Below are 19,853 nucleotides of genomic sequence, written 5' to 3' on the forward strand. Positions count from 1 at the left end.
CTTACTGCGCAGTGACGTATTGACTGGCAATCGCCCGAACGTTAACTCTAGCTTTTAAGTTACAGGCAAGTAGGAAGACACCACCCAATTTTCGATGTAAGAATACAGAATCTGCGGGTGGCACATGCCAAAATGCTTCGTTTCCACTCAAACTCATGCCCTTGTCGTGCAAACGTTTACCTAAGTCAGTGGTGCCAAAGTCATATTCACCGTCATGAGTTAGTGGTTCACAGGCATCGAAACACATGCTGACTATAAAATCTTGTAACTCATTTGCCAGGCTTTTGCTCATCAGGCCAATTGACAATGTGGCCTGTCGAACGCGCTCGGGTTGATTGAAGTAGACGCCTGACATTAACTCACGATACAGCTCAATAAACTCTGCTGAGTAGGCACGCGTCGCACCAAAATCCAGCAATACAATTTGCTTGCTCTCTGGGTCGTAGCGGTAATTCGCAAAATTAGGATCGGTTTGGATCAGGTTAAACGAAAAGGTCTCTTTGAAGAACAATTCAAACAGGGCACTCGCGAGCGCATCACGCGTATCTTGATCAGCCTGTTGCAGAGACTCTATTGGCTCGCTCTTCATAAAGCTCATGGCCAATATGTTATCGCCACTAAACTCAGGATAAACCGCGGGTATGGCAAAGCGCGGGTCGTCATTCACGATGTCTCGATAGGCTGCCAACATGTCGGCTTCGAAAGTGTAGTCGGCTTCGCTGTGCAGTTGCCTCTTCGCTTCCGCAAGTAAAGGTGAAAAGTCGACCCCTTTAGGTAATAGGCCAGTCATAGACAACAAGGTAGCAACGTTGTCTACATCACTGTCGATGCTCTGCTTTACGCCAGGATATTGCACCTTTAACGCCAGCATATCGCCATTTGGCAGGATGGCCTTATGTACTTGGCCAATAGAGGCTGCCGCAATCGGGGCGTAGCTAAAGTATAAAAACTGGTCGGCCCATTTCGGCCCCATCGCGTTACTCATCACCTTGGCTAACTGTTCTTTGGGCATTGGGTCTGCGTCACTTCTAAGCCGCGCGAGAATATCGGCTAAAGGCTCTGGAATGATATCACCGGCATCCATTGAAATGAGCTGCCCCACCTTCATCGCGGCGCCGCGCATGCTAGCCAGCTGGTCTGCAATTCTGCCTACATTTTGTGGTGTGAGTAGCAAATCCTTAATCGCAGGGCGTTCTCCTTTTAGCAGTTGCCCAGCACCTTGCGTAAGCATATTGCCGGCCACGCGTGTGGCAAGCGAACCGAGCATCCCAAAGCGAGTTAAGCGCCCGCTAGGTACCGACCGCTCCTTTTTGCTCATTTAGAGGATACTCGCCAATATATTGAGTAATACACCGCACCCACTGCCTACCGCGAATCCCATCCAGCCGCTCTTGTTGAGGTAACGCGCGAGGGCTGCGCCGAATATACCCACCCAAAGCATGGCACTGTATACCGATGTCATGGAACCATGGGCGACGATGCCAGGCATGAATTGCGAGCCAATAACCGTGATGGCCATACCCGCCGCTAAAATGACCCAAAGAATATTTTTCGTATTGGCAAATGATTGAGTGACAACGTCAGCCTTTGTCTCAGAGGTGTTTTCACTGGACTCGGCAGCGGCTTCTTCTGCTTTTGCCTTTTTAAGGGCTTTCTCTTTTGCTCGTTGTTCGCGCATAGTATTCTGCTTTTAAAATCAATTGCCCCCATGATTGCGATTTCTTAATCTTAGGTCAACTTCGCCAGCTATCAACATACAAGACTTTAGTCGCATCAATGACCCAATATTATTGTCTGTCCCGCGATATACCCGATTTAGTCAATGCAGCACTGCGCTAGGTTTTAACAATAGTAACAAAGCTTGTGTTACCGGTTTGATATAAGCGATAGCAAAATAACTTAACGCAAACAGTGGCTTTGCTCTTGTGTATTCATTGAATTCTCGTATTCTCAGGGTTTTCAACGATGGGGGAGTCGCAGCGTGAGCGCGTTTCAATGGCAAAGGGCAGTGATCAAGGTCGGTAGTGCTTTGGTAGCACCAGATGGTGAGCATTGCAGTGCTCAATATTTGCTGCCGCTAGCGCGATTTGTCAGTGCCAGTCGAGACGCAGGCAAACAAGTCATCATTGTTTCATCCGGCAGCGTGGCTGCAGGACGTAAATCAGTACCGGTCACTCACTCCCCCAGTATCGCCGAGAAGCAGGCGATGGCTGCTATCGGACAAACGCAAATGATGGCGAATTGGGCGCGTTTCTTTGATGTACCCTGTGCGCAAATATTGCTGACAGCAGACGACTTAAGTGACCGCGCTCGTTTTGTGAATGTGCAAAATACACTGCGAGAGCTATTGAAGCATGATGCGCTGCCAATCGTGAATGAAAACGACTCGGTTGCAACCAATGAGATTAAAGTTGGCGATAATGATAATTTGGCAGCTTACACCGCGTTAGTCGCGCAAGCCGATACCCTGATCATGTGTTCTGATATCGATGGATTATTTACCGCAGATCCGCGAAAAGATGCAGCAGCCAAGCTCATTCCTCGGGTGACGTCGATAGATGACGATATTCGCCAATTAGCGGGTGGTGCGGGTACTCGATTAGGTACCGGCGGTATGAAAACCAAAATAGAAGCGGCAGAGAAGTGCACACAAGCCGGCATTCAAACATTGATCGTCAATGGCCGTGTTGGCAGCGTATTTGATGCCTTATTGAATGGCGAGTGTCCGGGTACTCTATTTGAACCTGTGCAATCTGCTACTCGAGCGCGTACCCAATGGTTAAAACATTCATTGAAGGTAAAAGGTAAAGTGTTGATTGATGAAGGGGCAAGCAATGCCCTTACGCAACGTAACGCATCATTGTTACCCAGCGGCATCAAGCGGGTGGAGGGACACTTTAGCAATGGAGACCTGATTGAAATTGTGGCTGGCGATGGCACACACACCCTAGCTAAAGGGCTGACGTTGTATTCCAGCCATGATCTTAATTTGATCAAAGGGCTGCAAAGCCGACAAATTGAATCAGTTCTGGGCTACACCTATGGCAATGCTGCCGTACACAAAGACGATCTGGTTTTAATCGAAAAAACTGCAGACTAGGAGATAGCATGACGACCGCCACTGAATTCTCAATTGAAGCTGCAGCCAAAGACGCTAAACGTGCGGCACCAGAAGTTTCAGAGCTGTCACACAAGCAAAAGCAGGCCGTGCTGCTTTCAGTCGCTCAGCAGTTGCGCGCACAAACAACAGAAATCGTAACAGCCAATGCAGTGGATATGCACAACGCCAAAACGAATGGTTTGAGTGAGGCGATGTGTGACCGTTTGATGCTAGATGAGGCGCGCATTCAAGCATTGGCTGAAGCCGTTGAGACTATCGCGGCTCAGCCGGACCCTGTCGGGCGGATGAGCGCCAGCCAAACCATGCCGAGCGGTATTCAGGTAGCTAAGATGCGTATCCCATTGGGCGTGATTGCGATGATTTATGAATCTCGCCCCAACGTGACTATTGATGCCGCGGCTTTGTGTTTTAAAGCGGGCAACAGCGTGATATTGCGTGGTGGCAAAGAAGCGTTGCAATCCAACTTGGCGCTTGCAAAGTGCTTTCACTCAGCTCTTGAGTCACACCAACTCAACACCGCGGCGGTAACGGTTATACCTGATCCTGATCGCGCCATTATGAACACATTGCTGACCCTAAACGAAGATATCGATTTGGTCATTCCACGTGGCGGTGAAGGGCTTATACGCTTTGTTTCTGAGCATAGTCGCATTCCGGTTATCCAGCATTTTAATGGTGTTTGCCACTTATTCGTAGATGAGGCGGCTGATCTAGAGAAAGCGTTGCGTATTCTGGAAAACGGCAAGACTCAGCGTGTGGGTGTGTGCAACGCACTTGAAACCTTGCTGGTCGACCGTGCAATTGCAGATGAGTTTCTGCCACAAGTCGCAAAAATGCTCCAGGCACATGGCGTTAAGGTTCACGCTTGTGAGGCCTCGATAGGGTATTTCAGTGATGCGTTGGCGGCGACAGAAGATGATTGGTTTGCTGAATATTTAGCGTTAGAAATCGCCGTGCGGGTGGTTGATGGAATGGATGCTGCCATTCAACACATACGCCGCTATGGCTCAGGGCACACAGAAGTGATTGTGACCGAGCACTTTACTCGTGCACAACAGTTTGTGCGTAAGATTGATTCGGCAGTGGTGATGGTCAATGCTTCATCACGTTTTTCCGATGGCGGTGAGCTTGGGTTAGGTGCTGAGATTGGTATATCGACCAGCAAGTTGCATGCATACGGGCCAATGGGCGCAGATAGCCTAACCACTGAAAAATTTGTCGTAATAGGTGACGGCAGTGTGCGTGAGTAGAGTGTTCCATGGTAAATAAACCTATGCGGGGAGTGATTCTCGATATGGACTCACTGGATCCTGCCTCTTTGGATATTTCGGCATTAGCTGACATGACGAATATTGACTGGCACGTGCACGCGGCAACAGCGCCAGAACATACCGCACAACGAATAGTAGATGCCCATATTGTGTTGACCAACAAAGTTGTTCTCGACGCCCAGCATATTGCCAATGCGAGTGCGTTGGAATACATCGGTGTGTTGGCGACGGGTATGAATAACGTAGATCATGACGCTTGCCGTCAGCGGGGTATCACCCTGACCAATGTCAGTGGTTATGGTACTCCCAGTGTGGCTCAACACACCTTGTTGTTGATGTTGATGCTGGCAACCTCTGTACGCGATTATCAGCGTGATGTGAGTTTAGGTGCATGGTCTCGTTCACCGCAGTTTTGTTTGATGGATTACCCTATCAGCGAACTCGCCGGTAAAACCCTACTGCTTGTTGGGTATGGCACCTTAGGTAAAGCTGTTGCAAAACTGGCGCATGCATTTGATATGAATGTCATGCTAGCAAGGCGACCTGGCGTTCATGCGAGTGAGTACAATGAGAGCCGTGTCCCCTTAGATGAGGGGCTGGCGCAGGCTGATTTTGTCAGTTTGCACTGCGCTTTGTCAGCAGAGACGGAGAAGCTAATTGATAAAACTCGACTTGCACTGATGAGACCCTCAGCCTTCCTTATCAATACCGCTCGCGGTGGCTTAATAGATGAACCGGCTCTTGTCGAAGCGCTAAAGCGAGGCGCGTTAGCTGGGGCTGCGGTGGATGTGCTCAGCCAAGAACCGCCCGATAGCACACATATAATGTTGCAAGAAGCGCTACCAAACCTTATTGTGACGCCGCATATCGCTTGGGCCGCGCGCGAATCTCGACAACGCCTCTTTGACCAAGCAATGCAACATGTACAACATTTCATTTCTCAACGGATGGCGTAGTGAATCTTTTCTTATTTGTCGCGTGTGTGTTTATTTGGGGCTCCACTTGGATTGCCATAACGTTTCAAGTGGGTCATGTTGATCCGGTAGTGGCTGTGGCCTGGCGATTTAGTATTGCGGTGTTTGTATTGGGAGCATGGATACTGATCCGCCGGCGTAGCTTCAAAATGCCGGCATCGAGCCACTTAAAAGCCGGAATGGTCGGCTTATTCTTATATACCTTGGATTACAGTTTCTTGTATGCGGCGCAACAATATATGGTTAGTGCGTTATTGGCTGTACTGAGTTCGAGCGTTATTTATTTCACGGTTTTATTTCGTCGGGTATTACTGCGCAAGCCAGTGCGAATGGAAGTGTTGATTGGTGCAAGTTTAGGCTTGGTTGGTATCGCTATGATCTTCGCGCCAGAATTCCAGTCGATGACATTAGAACAAGGCCTAGGTTTGGGCTTGTTTTTCGCTTTGGTGAGTTTTATTTGTGCCGCGATTGGCAACATTATTTCAGAGAGCATTCTTGATGAAGGCACGCCGGTGCTGCAAATGAACTTCTATGCCATGGGGTACGGCTTAATTTTCATCTACGGTTTTGGTTTAGTGACGTCAGTGTCGTATAGCCTGCCAGGGGACACCGATTTTTATTTGGCATTACTGTATTTAGCCGTGTTTGGGTCAGTGTTAGCGTTTGGCGCTTACATGAAGTTATTGCAGCGCGTTGGATCAGACAAAGCGACCTACGTAGTGTTGGTATATCCCATCGTGGCGTTGGGTTTGTCTACTTTATTTGAAGGTTATCAATGGACCTTTATCGCAGCGGGTGGCGTTGTATTCGTATTGATTGGTAACGCCATCGCGATGGGCAAAATGAACAAGCTTTTGCGCATAGAGCCCAGCGCGAACTAAATCATATTAAAAAAGCGCAGGCAATACGTGTAACACAATGTCGACGCTAAAGTGCGCGACCATCGCAATGGCTAATCCATAACGCCAATAGCACCATCCGTATAGGCTGCCGACAACGACGTTACCCAAAATGGTAGCCCACACGGCAAAGCTTGTAGCTGCGTCGTTTGCAATTACTTGCGGTATATGGGCTAGGTCAAAGCCAAATGCGACTAGCAAAATAACCGTCCAGGCAACAGGTGCGGTCACTCGGTTAGTTTTAAACAGTTTGACGGCAATCCAAAGCAGTAAGGTCATTATCCCAAAACGAAACAACACTTCTTCGCCAACGGCTGCCCCAAGAGAAACTAAAAAGCCACCAAGTGGGCCACGGAAACCGTATTCTGGCATGGTATCTGGCAATTGATCGACCACCGCCCAACGCAAAGCCAGTAGCGATACACCGATAACAACACTGTACAACACGCTACGATAAACAGCGGCGCGTAACGCTGCTTTGGAAGTGACAGTCGGATTTACAATACTCAGTTGCAATGGCTTTCCTAAGCGAAAACCGATGAACAATGACGGTATGGTGAGTATCGATAAAAACACAACACTTTGAACAAGCATCAGACCCAATGATACCGATTGTTCAGTAACCAATAACGGGGCTAGTTGTGTTGCCAGTGTGGCGATAAATAATGCGATTGCTACCGGTATGGAAGATGTTGTGTGGTTATTATTGGCGCTTTGAATACTGTCCATTGAATGCTTAATTTAGCGATATGACTGCTGACATACTAAACCAGTGTTAGTTTGGCGGCGAGATGCATTATGTAAGTAGATGTTTAGTGTGCTGATAGGACGCGCAAGTTATTAAGGTCGGCTTGATTTTGCGATTTTTGCGAGTAGGCTTTAGATGATAGCAATCATTAGCTAAGGTTGTGTAAATGCGATATCGCGCGTGGGTTTTACTTGTGCTTTTCACTGCTTTTGCGCAGGCTGAAACCAGTGTGCCTGAGCATGTACGCGTGACGGTAAACGCCCCCGGTTCATTTCCCTATCTCTATCTTGACCCTCAATCTAACACTTACACGGGGATTGTTGTGGACATCCTAAAACACTTGGAGCAATCCGAAGGGATCAAAGTGGAATACTTGGATGCGAACCAATTACGCAGTGAAAAAATGCTACGCGAGGGATTAGCGGATCTGTATTTGGTGAACCCGAGTTGGTTGTTGCAGCCAGAATCAGTCATCGTCAGTGAACCGCTCATTACACCTACCTATATGCAACAAAACCGTTCAAGCAGGGCTTTTCATTAGATGATATTTCAGGCTCAGTGATTTGTACTCGTAAGAATTTTGTTTATGTAGGCCTGAGTAAATATTTTGAAGAGGAACATCTTTTTCGCTTGGACTCTGACAATGACAAGACAATGACGGGGTTATTGGCTGCCGGGCGATGCGATTACTTAGTGAAAAATAACTACAACACACCTCATGTTTTCGCATATCGGAATATCTGCGATAAAACGATTTATCAGTCACCCATTGCCACCAATGTGCTGCCGTTAACCGTCGTGATGCGCCCGGCGTTAAAATCGTTTAAACCCATTTTGGATGGATATATAAAAGCGATGAAAGATTCCGGAGAGTTACAGAATTTATTGCACCGCTACAGCCCTGAGCCTACATTCCCAATGGCGCCGCGGTGCAAATAGTTAGGTCATTAACTGGCGTCTTGAAGCGAGCTCAGTACCTGCATAAGGTAGTCTGTGGTTGCCGGCGCAAAATCAAATCCCTCACCCGTTTTAGACCGCAACACATTAGACACAATGCCAACGACTTGCCCATTACTGTCAAGTACCGGGCTGCCGCTTAAACCTCGCAGAGTCGCTAGATCTAAGCTGTCCATTTGAACACGAAGGTTATTGCCCTCCGTTTCAACATAGTGACCAGCGTAGGTGTCTTGTTCACATGTATTTTGAGTGGCGTATGTACAGCCAATCGCGATCAAACGCTCGTTTTTGCTCAGGGTCGACTCACGAAGTGTCAGCGGTTTTAAGAACGTATTAGCCTGCGTCTGGTCTAGCTCAAACACTAACCAATCACGTTGTAAAACTGACATATCAATAGGCTCATTCGGGTCAGCATTAAGCAGTTTGCCCAATACGATGGGATCTGAGCTTCCTTGATGTTGCGCTAGTGACCATTGCTGTACAGCTTGTTCAATACTCACATGTTCCATCTGCGGCGTTTTCGCTTCTAACAGCGCATGTTTTACGGTGACTGCGTATAAGGTGTCGTTGTGTGAAATAACAAACCCATTGCCGACAAATGCTTTGTCGTGAGCCTTGTCATAGAAGCTCAGTTGGTTTTTGCCCGAATGTTTCGGTAAGGTTGCAATCCACTCTAATGTCTTCTCACCTACACGCGCGTCATAACGGTCTCCAGCGTTGCCAGGATTAAAACGGCCTGAACTTCTGGCACTGGCGTATTGCTGAGCGTCGCCGTAACGCATAAATGCATGTTCAGCGCCTTTTATGATACTTGAATCGCTGAAGGAATTTCCGTTTGCGTCGGCAATAGCGCTTGCCCAGTCGGCGGTAATGGCTTGAATATCGAGCGAGCCATGTAGCATCAGAACAGGTGCATCAATACGCTTCCACATCGATTGAAAATCATACCCATTCATATTGCGAAAAAAGCTGTAGTGGCGGTCAAAAATTTGCTCACCATTGATGGGTAATAGATCGCTGTTGAGTGCTGGTTGATTTTCAGGATCGTCGAGAACCTCTTGCCAAGGCGTAGAGGTATTTAACCACGCATTTAGAAACGGTTTTACAATGCCTGTGTTACGCTTTGCTTGTGCGGTCGACACGTTAAAATGCTTAACCGATTGTTGTGAATATATGTCTAGCATATAGTCATACCAAGGCTTATACACACCGCCGTAGCCAACAACCCCGGCAACGCTCTCTTGGTCAGCCATGACCGCACTGTGTAATACACCCAAAGAATGGCCCCATAGATAGATTCGGTTAGGATCCACTTGCTCACGTTGTTTCAGAGAGCGCAGCGCATGCACAAAGGCTTGAGATTCCTCGGTAAAATCAATCGCACTGCAAGGACGAGGTGACAGGCTGTCACCAACCCCCGGTTTTTCTACCCGAAATACAATATAACCGGCTTCTACAAGTTGATTGACCAGCTGAGACAATGAGCTGTTAGGGGTCATGCCTAAATCAATCGAACCACAGGTGTACCCTTGGATATAAAACACCGTAGGGAGCACTTCGTTGGCCCGACGATCTTTAGGAGTATGGACAATTGCGCGGAGACGGTTATCTGCAAACTCGACTGTTTCGTAACTCACATCGGCAATCTCACTCACTTCGTAGGGGCGAGGTTGCATCACGCCTTCTAGTTGCAGTGTCTGGTCTTCACGCGTAATGCTGACGGTTATGGGATCGTCTGCATGCATGCCTTGGATCAGGTCAACCAAATCCGAAAATTGTGCTACAGACTGCTTGTTCACATGGGTAATCTGATCACCAACCTGTAATCCCAGAGATTGAGCTGTACTATTGGGAGCAACGTGGCCCACAGCAATTCCGTCGCTACTATCAGATTGCGCTGGACCAACCCCTAATAACACCGCGCGAGGTAAGTCGTCAGCATGGATAGGGGTTGCGAAAAGAAGAAGGGCGCCAATGAGCGATAGGCGCTTGAACACTGAAATCATGAAGCGGTCTCCGATTTATCTGAAGTTGGTGTTATGAACTGAGGCACAAAATCCAAAGCCAATGGGTTGTGATTGGTCAATTGAAAAATAATACTGCGCACCGCTTTTTCATTTTGCTGCGTGGCGTATTTAAGTAGTGCTTGTTCAATCAAGTATTTTCCATATACGTAAGTGATAGCCTGTACAGGCCAGCGTTTAACTCGCGCGATTTCTCGCCGCATTATCTTAGGGTTATCAGGCAAATAACGCTGCCACAACGCTTCTGCACGTTCATCGGGCCAATCGTGTGCGTGAATACCTATGTCAATCAAAACGCGCAAGGCACGCAAGGTTCGCCACTCGAGCGCGTATGCATAACTTGCTTGATCAATGAATAGACCAATTTCTGTCCCTAAGGTTTCAACATATGCAGCCCAGCCTTCGCGCATAACCATTGGCATAGGGATCCCGTTAAGAGACGGACACAGTGCGATCTCATTGGCCAGAATATGCTGGAAGTGATGTCCAGGAACGCCTTCGTGCACGAATAACCAATCCATATGCGCTTCAGGCAATTCGTCAGTTTGTAAGTGATATATGAAGGTGTTACTCGCGGGGTCATATATACCGGGCGCTGGGAACTCTTTGGGTAAGTTAGAAGGTGCAATCTTGACGGGTTCAACTCGTGAGTCGAAGTTAAACAGCTGTGTTAAGTGTTCGTTGACGGTATCTTCTCGACGCTGAAAAGCTTGAACGATGGTGCTGTGCTGTTTACTCGAATACGCACGGTTCTCCCCTGTAGGGAGCTGATTTTGTTCCAGTTGCTGGCGCAACATTTCAACACTTTCAAGCTCCGCATGAGCCATGGTTTGTAACTCTGTTAACGATACACTTTGCTGTAACCATGACGCTAACCAGTGCTGATACCATTGATATCCACTGGGCATCTGACTAAAGGTGCCGGGATACTCTGGCTTCTTTGACTGTGTTAAACGACGGCGCTCTGTCATCAGGTTAAGCTGAAAAGCGAGACTTTGTTTGGTAATCGCTTGGCACGCATCAAGTGGCTCTAGCGTGTCTGCTCGTGCTGTCAATTCAGCAAGCGTTTGCATGCTATGTTGGGCTTTAGGATCAAGTGATTGCAGAAATTCTGCGAAGTCTAACTGTACTGGCTGCAGTGGGTATTGATTTAGCTTTTGCGTAATAGCGAGGAGGTCATCGTTAAAGTCATTCGCGGCTGTCGTGGGTGCGTTCGCCCAAGCTGTGCCAGCAATAACAAGCTGACACGTGGCAAGGGCGCGTAAAGTAAAGTGAGCTAGCATGACTTACTCTGACGTATCTTGCTGAGGTGGATTGAACTCACTCATATCAGCGTTGAACGGACGCCTGACGACGTTACCATCGGTTGAGTATTCATACTGTAATGCGGCAGCACCACCTAACATGGGACTATTTACCAACTGACGCTGTTCATCTATTGATTTTAACCAGGTAATTTCGGTTTGTGCTTGATTGTATTCAATCAGCAAATGTCGACTTAGAGAGCCGTCGGCGTTATACATGGCGTGCTCCACCATATTGCCATATTGATTGAAGGCGCGTACGTGCTCATAGATACCCCAGCTAAAGGTGATTTGTTTTCCGTAGCGGTCAAAGCCTCTCATGCCGACTTTGTTGCCGTTGGCATCGTACAGATGTTCGCCAAGGTGCACCATTGGGCGGTTACCTTCAACAGGCTTTCCATCTTTGTCGTATACCTGCCAACGGCTAAAGTTACCGTTATGGTCATAGGTTATCCTGTCGATGCCAGCGCCGGATTCGTTATTGGTAGGTTCACCGGTTAAGCCCAGATTACGCACAAAAACTAATTTACCATCACGATCATATTCAAGCTCAACTTCATAGAATGTAAACACCGGACGTAACGGTTGTTGCTCGTCGTTCAAATTTAGACGCTTTTCATATACCTTGCCATTGGCATGACGCCACTCATAGCGATGAATATTCCACTCGCTTTCAGAGGCATTTCCTTGCTGATCATAGAAACGTAGCGCAACGCGTTGATTGTTATTGTTCAGCTCATATATCGCTGTGTATACATTACCGTGTGCCGCTATTCGATTCCCATCACTGTCGTAATAGGTATGTGTTTCTGTATTGCCTTCATAGGCAATATCAACCCGTGGTGCAAACCAGATAAACGAATCCCACACTTCATTGCCGCGGATCAAGGCGTCTTTTTGTTGATAAGTGATTTGCGTGATGCGTCCTTGTCTATCTTGTTTGAATTGATAGTGAGCAGCATTGGGTGGCGTGCTTTCATCCAGCGGGTAAATACCACGGTATGGCGCGTAAGGAGTTTCCCGAAACATAATGTGACGAAAGTACGAGGTTTCATTGTGTTCCAGTTTATTGCTTGAGGTGTTTGTTTGTTCGGTGGCGACGCTTTTTAATGGCAACACTAGGGCTAAACTGAGTATTGCGATGGCTCGCGCGCGCTGGCTGAATGGAAACATAAAATCTTCTCTCTAATTCATATAGACCAGACTAAATTACGTAAAACGCCGAAAACACATGTTAATCTCGCTTGAGATTTACAACGTTAACGTTACGATCACCTATGCTTGTAACCCACGTTAACCATTGGATGCTGCCATGTATCAAACCTTATTAGGGCTGGTTTATTTTATTGCCTGTAGTCATGCCTTGATGCTGTGCGCGTCATTGTGGCAGCGTTCTGCTGCAACCTCTCCGGGTCGAATACTGGCGCTTATAGCGGCAGTGATTGGTTATAAATTGTATGAAGGCGGCGCCTTATACACGGGTCTATATGTTTACCTGTCGCATAGTATGGATTTGTTACCAGGAGAGGTACTTTGGATCGGCCCTTTACTATGGTTTTACGCTAACACCTTAGCGGGCAACCCAATGCGTAATCGTAGCGTGATGGCCTTGCACTTTATTCCGGCAATCGCGTTATGGTTATACAATACACCATCGGTATTGGTCGGCTCTGATGCCAAAATCGCAATGTGGAAAACGATCTCTGAGCAAGCGGGACCAAGCACTTTGCCACTGGTTTTCGTGGCACTATTTTTGAGCATTAAAATACACCTCTCGATTTACCTGTTTCTCGCCTGGCGTAAAGTCAACTTATTCGTAACTGCGGCTTCGAACCTGCGTTCAGATAATAGCCAATATGTGGTGCAAAGTTTTAAATGGCTTGTTGTCGCCTTTTTAGGGCTTGAAGTTATTTGGGTCAGCTTGTTTGTTGCGCAACAGTTTTGGGGCGTCGGTACATTGTCGATGGTGAGCGATGTGTGGTTATTGTTTGTCGCTACCATGGTGATCAGCATCGGTTATATTGGCTTACAACGCCCTGATCTCGTGTTTAGTCAGGAAGAGCAAAAGATAGCGCAACACTATCAAGTACAGGCACCCAACACACAAGCTGCAACGGACAATGTGAAATACTTCCACTCAGCTTTGCCTGACACCGCAGCTGAAATGATGGCGAAAGAAGTTGAACAGTTAATTAATCAAAAGCAGTTATATTTGAACGACAGCCTCAGCTTAACCGACTTAGCCAAAGCGTCTGGCATCAAAGCGCACACATTGTCGCAAGTCATCAATCAAACCATGAAAACCAACTTTTATAAGTTAATTAATACTTTCAGGGTGCAACATGCCATCGAATTGATTGACGATGACAAGCTGAACTGGACTTTAGAGCGCATTGCATTTGAATCAGGCTTCAGTAACCGCGTTACCTTTAGCAAAGCGTTTAAGGAGATAATGGGTTCCACCCCATCGGCCTATAAGAAACAGCAAGCAGCAGTGGGGTAATCGCCATGTGTTAACCGATAGTACCGTTCACTATGGGTTCAAACGCAGTTAACGAGTCCATTAGAGCAGCACTACCAAGTCCGTGAGCGGGGAAGAGTTGTTCAAAGGTTGATTGCTCCCCGTGCAGTGCGAGGTAATTGAGTATTACCGTTTCCACCAACAGGTTCACATTGTTAGCCGCTGGTGTAGCAGCAGTTTCCACTGAACCATCACTGCGCATAAAACCAATTTGCTGGTGCTTGGCTTGTTGTTCTGGCGTTGCCCCGATCAATTGCGGCGTACCATTGGGGTTATAAACTAAAAAGAATGAACCTGCGGTAGAGGAATTATCGCCAGTCCATACGCCTTTACCTCGCCCAAATTCAGAGTCGTCAATCATGCCATTACTGAATACCGAACCGTCACTGTAAACATACATCATTAACGGCACCCCCATGCGTGCTGCATATTCGATACAGGCCCCCATGCAGCGTCCGGCACGAATGTCTCGGATTTCACCCGTCGCACGATTCCCTACATGGTAGTCATAGCCGCCCATTGTAATGCTGCCTGCACCCGCGAAGCCATTGATAACCAATTTCATGATAGAAGCTGTCTTTTGAAACTCGCGGTCATTATCAAATTCTTCGCGCGAAAATATCCCTTGTTCACCCACTATGACCGGATCAAGTGATGGATCCAATGTGCTGGGATCGCCAAAGCGGTCGGTAATATCGGCACTTTTAACATAACCACAGCGGACTAAATCTTTGAGTACATCGTCGGTGGTTATTTGCGTATCGACTTGACCCAACTTCATGTCACTGATGCGTTGAATGGATTCCATTACGGCTACTGAGTCTTGCTGACTCAATAACCCGACCAGATCGCCGGTATCGACAAGTCCTGTAACATCAGAAGGCCTATCGACTTTGGTTGGGCGAGCATTCGGATCGATCATTGAAAAAGGGGCCATGGAGTTGGCACCTGAGTCGCTGGTACGAGATCCAATTAAGCTCAATAGCGAACCGTCAGCGCCTCCTCGATAAATACCATACATAGGGTTATGTGGATTGTTACCGGTATCATTTTCTGAACGCGCAGGAATGACAGCACCGTTAACATTCACGCGATTGGTGATACTGATTTTATCCAGCATACCGCGCAAAAATGCACTGTCAGAATGAAACGCTAAGCCTAGTTCTTGGTTAATGAAATCGCTGATCCCCGTTGTTGGATTCGCAATACTGGGTAGCATATCACCTGGAAGACCTTGCCGGCTGTAGCCTTGTGTACTGAGGAAGTCTAACTGTCCGCCTTGTCCTCCAATCAATACATTAGAGCCCGCGATATTAGCACCTCCGGCAAGATCAAATACGATGAAAGGTATTTTACCGGCTCCTTGGGTGGCAATACCGCAAGAGGCTTTTAGTGTTTCCAAATCGGGCGACAACTCAGCGTATGCCTTGCGCGGTGCAGCAAACATACTGAATAAGGAACTACCTGCTACTGTGGCGATACCGGCGGCAAAGCCTTGCGAAATAAAATCACGACGCGTCATCGGGCGAGCATGGTCGTTAAGCATCAAGGGCGCGTCGTGATCAAGCGGTGCGCAATCCATTTTTACTTTTTGGCGAGTTCGGCGCGCAAAACTGTAACAAGTAGACGTTGTTGATTTATATGTTTTGTTCATCATTGTTCCCCGTGTCTACTGCAGCGTTACGGCTGCACTACCCAGCACAGCGGCGCAGGTGGCTTTTGCTACGTTTCTGGTGGTGTCGGCTGTACAGCTATTGTTCTGTGTACAATGAGTGAGTCGATCAATTAGCGCATTTAACTCGCCCAAAACATCCTCGGTTGCCGGTTGAGTGTTAATACCTGTGCCGACCATACGCGTTGTCAGTGGTGTGAGTAACGCGTCTCGACCGGCAGCATCAAATGCATTTTGTGGTGGTGCTGAAAAATCAAACCCGTTAAAAAACGCTTGTGAATAGCCACTGTCTTCCACCAACACATCACAATACTTGATGGCGAGTTGCGTTATTGCCATTTGATTCGAGGCAACAAAACTGCTTATGTCTGTCACAGCTGGAAGTTGCTGGCGCAATTGCGTGAATGTGTCCGGAATACCGTGAGCAGCTGCGGCTACACCTGTTAGGTTTGCCATGCTGGCATTGATTTCGGCAAAATGACGAAAGCCGATATCGGATTGAGGCGCCAGGTCGACGGGCTCTGGCGGGGGAGGCACAGCGGCTGGAATGCGCACATATTGTTGACTGCCTAAGCGGTCAAATGTGAGGAAAAACTCATCTTGTTCAGGACCTTTTTCTAGCGCAATGATAGTGCCTTGTCGGGACAGTGATTGACCTTCTACTGTATCCAGTGCATTGCCGTCTATTTGAGTACGTAACGGCGAAAAGACTTGCCCGCCTTGAGCTTCCCGGCCGTTGACGCCTATGCGCATACCCTCAATGGGTATTGCACTCGGCACTTCTTGGTTGCCCAAGTTGACGACAAAAGGTTGGGCAAATAAGTAGCTAAAGCTATCAAACTGGCTGGCTTCAAGCACTATGTAGGTGTCAGGCACTTCGATGACATCTGCAATGGAGAACATCACAAAGAATTTCTGACCAACGCCAACATCAAAGTTTTGCTGTATTTGCGCAGGTTCCAGTGCGCGATTGTGCACGACCACCATGCGTATCGTGCCAGCCCATGGCACATCGCTTGATGCTTCATTGCCGAGTACAAAAGCGAATGAGTCGTCCCATTCATTGAGGTTGCCGGCTTCAACATTGTCAATGTCATCAGTGGACACACCGTTAACATACAGCTGTCTACCATCGACCGCATCGTAGCTTAACACGACGTGTTGTAACGCGGCTTGTAAGTCTTCATCAGCATCCGCTGTGGATAGCGCGGGTTCACCGTTGGCATCGGTATTACTGGTGCGAACTAGCGCATCATAGTTGTACAGGGTTTGGCCTAAAGTGAAATTGCGGCGGTCGCGTCCGCCGGAGTAGCTAACTATTCGAGCAGGACCTTCCTGCGTCACGTTTGCTGGGGCAACCCATGCTTCAATCGAAAATTCGCCTGTCGCCGTGATCAGATCATGCAGTTTCTTACTGTTGGTCGTGGCGCCTTGTGCTTTGCCGTCAAGGAGTTGTATGCCCCAACCGCCAACCCAGTTAAAGGCTCCACTTAGGGTTAGGTCCAACGCAGGTTCAACGCCACTTGTATCGAACGCGATGTTGCCACTGCCGGTTTTAAACTCCCATTTTCCAATCATATGTGTGTCAAAGCGACCGCCGCCACTGGCTAATGTACCTTCGTATAAGGTTGTCGCACCAGACACTACGAGAGCTGGATCCACTGCTGTAACGTCGATACTGTCAGCAAATAGTTGAATAGCATCGCTTAATTCAAGCGCGTTTAACTGGCAATCTGACCAGCAATTGTGAAACTCATCACGTAAACGGGCGACAAGACGAGACTGAGCTGGACTGTCAAGGTTGATCCTTTCTTTTGATGCCAAGTAGGCCTCATCAACGTCTGAAGATGCGAAGTAAGGTGAAATAGGAATGGCCGAGCTACTGGTGTGACACGCCGCACAATATTCTGTCACGATTGGGTAAACCGTAGTGGCGAAGCCACTGCTATCGTCAGGGAAGTTCTTGTTCGCACCTGGCATTCTATATTCTGGAGGCTGCAGCTGGATCGTCGTTGCTTGTTGATCTTGGGCTGTCCAGTTCGTTAACCAGGTTGTCATAATATCGGTGCAGGCACTCACGCTGCCCAACCAACAATTGTGCCCACCGGCAACCTTTTCAATCAGTGCTGATTGGCTAGGCTGATTGAAATCTACATAGGCGTTGATGTCGGCATATGCCAAGTTGATATCGTCGTTGCGGGCAAACGCTGGAGACTGCTGACCTTGAACATGGCAAGCACCACAACGGTCTGGCGTTGCAAGGTTATCCCACACATTGAGCTTGAAGTTCACCACATCATCAGTAGCGGGTGCAGGTCCGTTGTAATTAACCACGGGATCGTCTACCGGTGGTGGCAGTGGCGTCGGTTGCACTTGCGTGTCACTTCCACCACAACTAATAAGCGCAAAAGTACAGGTCATTAGGAGGATTATGTGCTTCATCGCTTATTCTCCCATGCAGTATTCGGCGGTCTGCGCAAATACGTGTTTCAGGTTGTAGCCGTTGTCTTGAAAGGCTGCGGTAATCGCGTCTATTGCTTGCCTATCGTTACTGTCTTGCGGCTCCCGTAAACACACATTGGCGAATACTTTTTTAACCTGACAAGTCGCAAATGCTTGGCTATTAGCCAGCTCTTCACCCATGCTTTTTAAGCCGTAGCCGCTACCCGTCAATTGACTCGACCAGCCGAGATTTTGATTGATGCCTTCTCGCCAGTAGTTATCCCAACGGTCGTCTTCCGTGACAAAACCAAACGGGAAGTTGTTCGCGTTGATCCAATACTTGGCTTGTACGCGAAGACCTGTTTGGGCATCGGTTTGACCTGCACGGTTGTAGCTAAGTTGTCCGTTTTCACCGTCAGGATCGGCATCAATATCATAATCATATTCGTAGTACGCATAGGCTTGTGCCAGTGGGTCCATACCCGAGTGGCAGCCCACGCAGCTGTTAATGAAGATCCTCGAATCGCCACCAGGACTGCGACTGAGATCTTGTCGAATGCGATCGGGCGGTAACGTAGTATCTTTTAAACCTTCAAGGTCAGTGCAGAGATGGTTGATAAGGGTAAAACGCAGCATTGCGCGGTTGGTTCCATCTTTGAAAAACGCTTTTGCTGCTTGTCGCGTGGTTGTTACGCCTGCCGTTGCTTCTGTGGGTAACCCTAAGTGCGCAGATTGAGTGGTCGCGATTAATGCGCTTGATAAATCGACACCTTGCGCTTCCAAGGCGAGGTAATGAGCATTACTGCTAGGCGAATATGCTGGGATGCCAGCTGAGGTCTCGCCGATATACAGTACATCACTAGTTAAAATCTGACGGAAATCTATTTCGTCTCTGACCATGCCTATTACCGTCGCGGTGTAATCATTTAATGGCGCAAAGACATCGAATTCTTCATTTGTCCACGGTGTGACAAATTGCTTGAGCGTGACGTTGTAGAATGCCGGGTGCTGCATGGCAATATTGGCTGCAGCTTCGACGTTGCCGGCTTCTATTAGAGAGCGCATTTGAACAAGCGTTTGCTCGTCAGCGGGTACACCGGCTATGCGATCATGTATTCGCTTACTTTGCTCCAAAGGACCTGCGTTGGCGGTAAATGCGACTACCGCAGAGGCAAAGAGTAAGCCCCGTCCCACGCGCGCTAGACGATATCCAATATGATTAGAGTACAACATTCAATCTCCTTGAACGCACCGTAAAATAAGCGACACGGCGCACTTCAATGCTGATAGTAGATAGACATCAATGGTTAATAAATCGTCAAATCAGCGTTTAAGTCTAAATTCTCATACCCTAAAGGGTACCGTCTATGATGAAGTCATTTTCTGTGCCTGTTTTGAAAAGAGCATAAAAATTAGAAAGTTACATTGGTTTTGGCTGCAATAGATAGGTTGCTAGCACAAACCACCAACGGTTTTTGTTTCCAATTGAAGACGCTTATTCGCCATACCTAATCAGAAAACACATGCAGGGATTGGCATAAATCCAGAGAAAGCCTTATTTAGCAGGGCTTGTATTGATCACACTGACAAACAATAGGTATGGAAACTGCGTACCAAAATACCGACACTTGTTGCCTGAAGGTGAAATATCACATTTCCCTACAATGTTTTTAAATATATTTATCAGTAGGTTAGTGTTGTTTCAATATTCCCCTGAGGATTGGGAAAGGTATGGATTTTAATTACATTGGTCAAAAAACACACTTGTTAAGGTTGTGGCTTCATGGGAGTTTGCGCCCATCTGGCATAATGAAATACGTGTGTTAAATGGATTATAAGACTGCCAACAGTGCCGCAATGTAGCCCGTTTGAGACACTTTTACGCATTGTATGATCCGTTATGCTAGTGATACCACAGGT

Annotated in this window: 16 protein-coding genes; 7 read left to right on the forward strand and 9 right to left on the reverse strand. The window is 47.7% G+C overall.

Annotated features, from left to right (window positions below):
- Position 1 precedes the first annotated feature (1 nt).
- Together CSH93_RS06200 and CSH93_RS18085 are read right to left on the reverse strand one after the other, a co-directional pair.
- Complete coding sequence (locus tag CSH93_RS06200) at positions 2 to 1,318, reverse strand: ABC1 kinase family protein (protein WP_100642380.1); 1,317 nt, start codon at positions 1,316 to 1,318, stop codon at positions 2 to 4.
- Entirely contained in the window at positions 1,319 to 1,678 is a 360-nt protein-coding gene (locus CSH93_RS18085; protein ID WP_240615511.1) for a hypothetical protein, read from the reverse strand.
- 303 nt (positions 1,679 to 1,981) lie between these two features.
- Here CSH93_RS18085 and proB point away from each other — a divergent pair, with 303 nt between their 5' ends.
- The 4 genes from proB to CSH93_RS06225 are packed head-to-tail and all read left to right on the forward strand — an operon-like array spanning position 1,982 to position 6,247.
- Positions 1,982 to 3,100 (forward strand): glutamate 5-kinase, encoded by a 1,119-nt coding sequence (proB, locus tag CSH93_RS06210; protein ID WP_100642381.1) that lies wholly within the window; start codon positions 1,982 to 1,984, stop codon positions 3,098 to 3,100.
- A gap of 8 nt (positions 3,101 to 3,108) precedes the next feature.
- A complete protein-coding gene (locus CSH93_RS06215) occupies positions 3,109 to 4,371 on the forward strand; it encodes a glutamate-5-semialdehyde dehydrogenase (protein ID WP_100642382.1) in 1,263 nt (420 codons plus the stop codon).
- Between the two features lie 8 nt (positions 4,372 to 4,379).
- Complete coding sequence (locus tag CSH93_RS06220) at positions 4,380 to 5,348, forward strand: D-2-hydroxyacid dehydrogenase (RefSeq protein WP_240615512.1); 969 nt, start codon at positions 4,380 to 4,382, stop codon at positions 5,346 to 5,348.
- On the forward strand, positions 5,348 to 6,247 hold the full coding sequence (locus CSH93_RS06225) for a DMT family transporter (protein ID WP_100642383.1): 900 nt from the start codon (positions 5,348 to 5,350) through the stop codon (positions 6,245 to 6,247). The genes CSH93_RS06220 and CSH93_RS06225 overlap by 1 nt, the downstream gene beginning before the upstream one ends.
- Before the next feature lie 6 nt (positions 6,248 to 6,253).
- Here the strand turns inward: CSH93_RS06225 and CSH93_RS06230 are convergent, their stop codons facing one another.
- A complete protein-coding gene (locus CSH93_RS06230) occupies positions 6,254 to 6,994 on the reverse strand; it encodes a CPBP family intramembrane glutamic endopeptidase (protein WP_100642384.1) in 741 nt (246 codons plus the stop codon).
- Between the two features lie 185 nt (positions 6,995 to 7,179).
- Here CSH93_RS06230 and CSH93_RS06235 point away from each other — a divergent pair, with 185 nt between their 5' ends.
- Both CSH93_RS06235 and CSH93_RS06240 read left to right on the forward strand, forming a co-directional pair.
- Positions 7,180 to 7,554, forward strand: coding sequence for a type 2 periplasmic-binding domain-containing protein (locus CSH93_RS06235; RefSeq protein ID WP_100642385.1), 375 nt, complete (start codon positions 7,180 to 7,182; stop codon positions 7,552 to 7,554).
- Positions 7,555 to 7,643: 89 nt separating this feature from the next.
- Positions 7,644 to 7,952, forward strand: coding sequence for a type 2 periplasmic-binding domain-containing protein (locus tag CSH93_RS06240; RefSeq protein ID WP_124748944.1), 309 nt, complete (start codon positions 7,644 to 7,646; stop codon positions 7,950 to 7,952).
- Positions 7,953 to 7,960: 8 nt separating this feature from the next.
- On the opposite strand, the gene CSH93_RS06245 is transcribed toward CSH93_RS06240, so the two are convergent.
- The 3 genes from CSH93_RS06245 to CSH93_RS06255 are packed head-to-tail and all read right to left on the reverse strand — an operon-like array spanning position 7,961 to position 12,471.
- On the reverse strand, positions 7,961 to 9,976 hold the full coding sequence (locus tag CSH93_RS06245) for a trypsin-like peptidase domain-containing protein (protein WP_100642387.1): 2,016 nt from the start codon (positions 9,974 to 9,976) through the stop codon (positions 7,961 to 7,963).
- Positions 9,973 to 11,277, reverse strand: a complete 1,305-nt coding sequence (locus tag CSH93_RS06250) for a DUF885 family protein (RefSeq protein ID WP_100642388.1) — start codon at positions 11,275 to 11,277, stop codon at positions 9,973 to 9,975. Before CSH93_RS06250 ends, CSH93_RS06245 begins: the two co-directional genes overlap by 4 nt.
- Positions 11,278 to 11,280: 3 nt before the next feature.
- Complete coding sequence (locus tag CSH93_RS06255) at positions 11,281 to 12,471, reverse strand: hypothetical protein (protein WP_100642389.1); 1,191 nt, start codon at positions 12,469 to 12,471, stop codon at positions 11,281 to 11,283.
- Between the two features lie 139 nt (positions 12,472 to 12,610).
- Here CSH93_RS06255 and CSH93_RS06260 point away from each other — a divergent pair, with 139 nt between their 5' ends.
- Positions 12,611 to 13,801, forward strand: a complete 1,191-nt coding sequence (locus CSH93_RS06260) for a helix-turn-helix domain-containing protein (protein ID WP_100642390.1) — start codon at positions 12,611 to 12,613, stop codon at positions 13,799 to 13,801.
- A 10-nt stretch (positions 13,802 to 13,811) separates the two neighbouring features.
- Here the strand turns inward: CSH93_RS06260 and CSH93_RS06265 are convergent, their stop codons facing one another.
- From CSH93_RS06265 to CSH93_RS06275, 3 genes are all read right to left on the reverse strand, one after another.
- Positions 13,812 to 15,401 (reverse strand): general secretion pathway protein GspF, encoded by a 1,590-nt coding sequence (locus CSH93_RS06265; protein ID WP_100642793.1) that lies wholly within the window; start codon positions 15,399 to 15,401, stop codon positions 13,812 to 13,814.
- Between the two features lie 87 nt (positions 15,402 to 15,488).
- A complete protein-coding gene (locus tag CSH93_RS06270) occupies positions 15,489 to 17,933 on the reverse strand; it encodes a LamG domain-containing protein (RefSeq protein WP_100642391.1) in 2,445 nt (814 codons plus the stop codon).
- Between the two features lie 3 nt (positions 17,934 to 17,936).
- A complete protein-coding gene (locus tag CSH93_RS06275; protein ID WP_100642392.1) occupies positions 17,937 to 19,166 on the reverse strand; it encodes a hypothetical protein in 1,230 nt (409 codons plus the stop codon).
- Positions 19,167 to 19,853: the final 687 nt, after the last annotated feature.

This window comes from Neoalteromonas facilis (assembly GCF_002807665.1).
In the GTDB taxonomy this organism is placed as follows: Bacteria; Pseudomonadota; Gammaproteobacteria; order Enterobacterales; family Alteromonadaceae; genus Alteromonas_E; species Alteromonas_E facilis.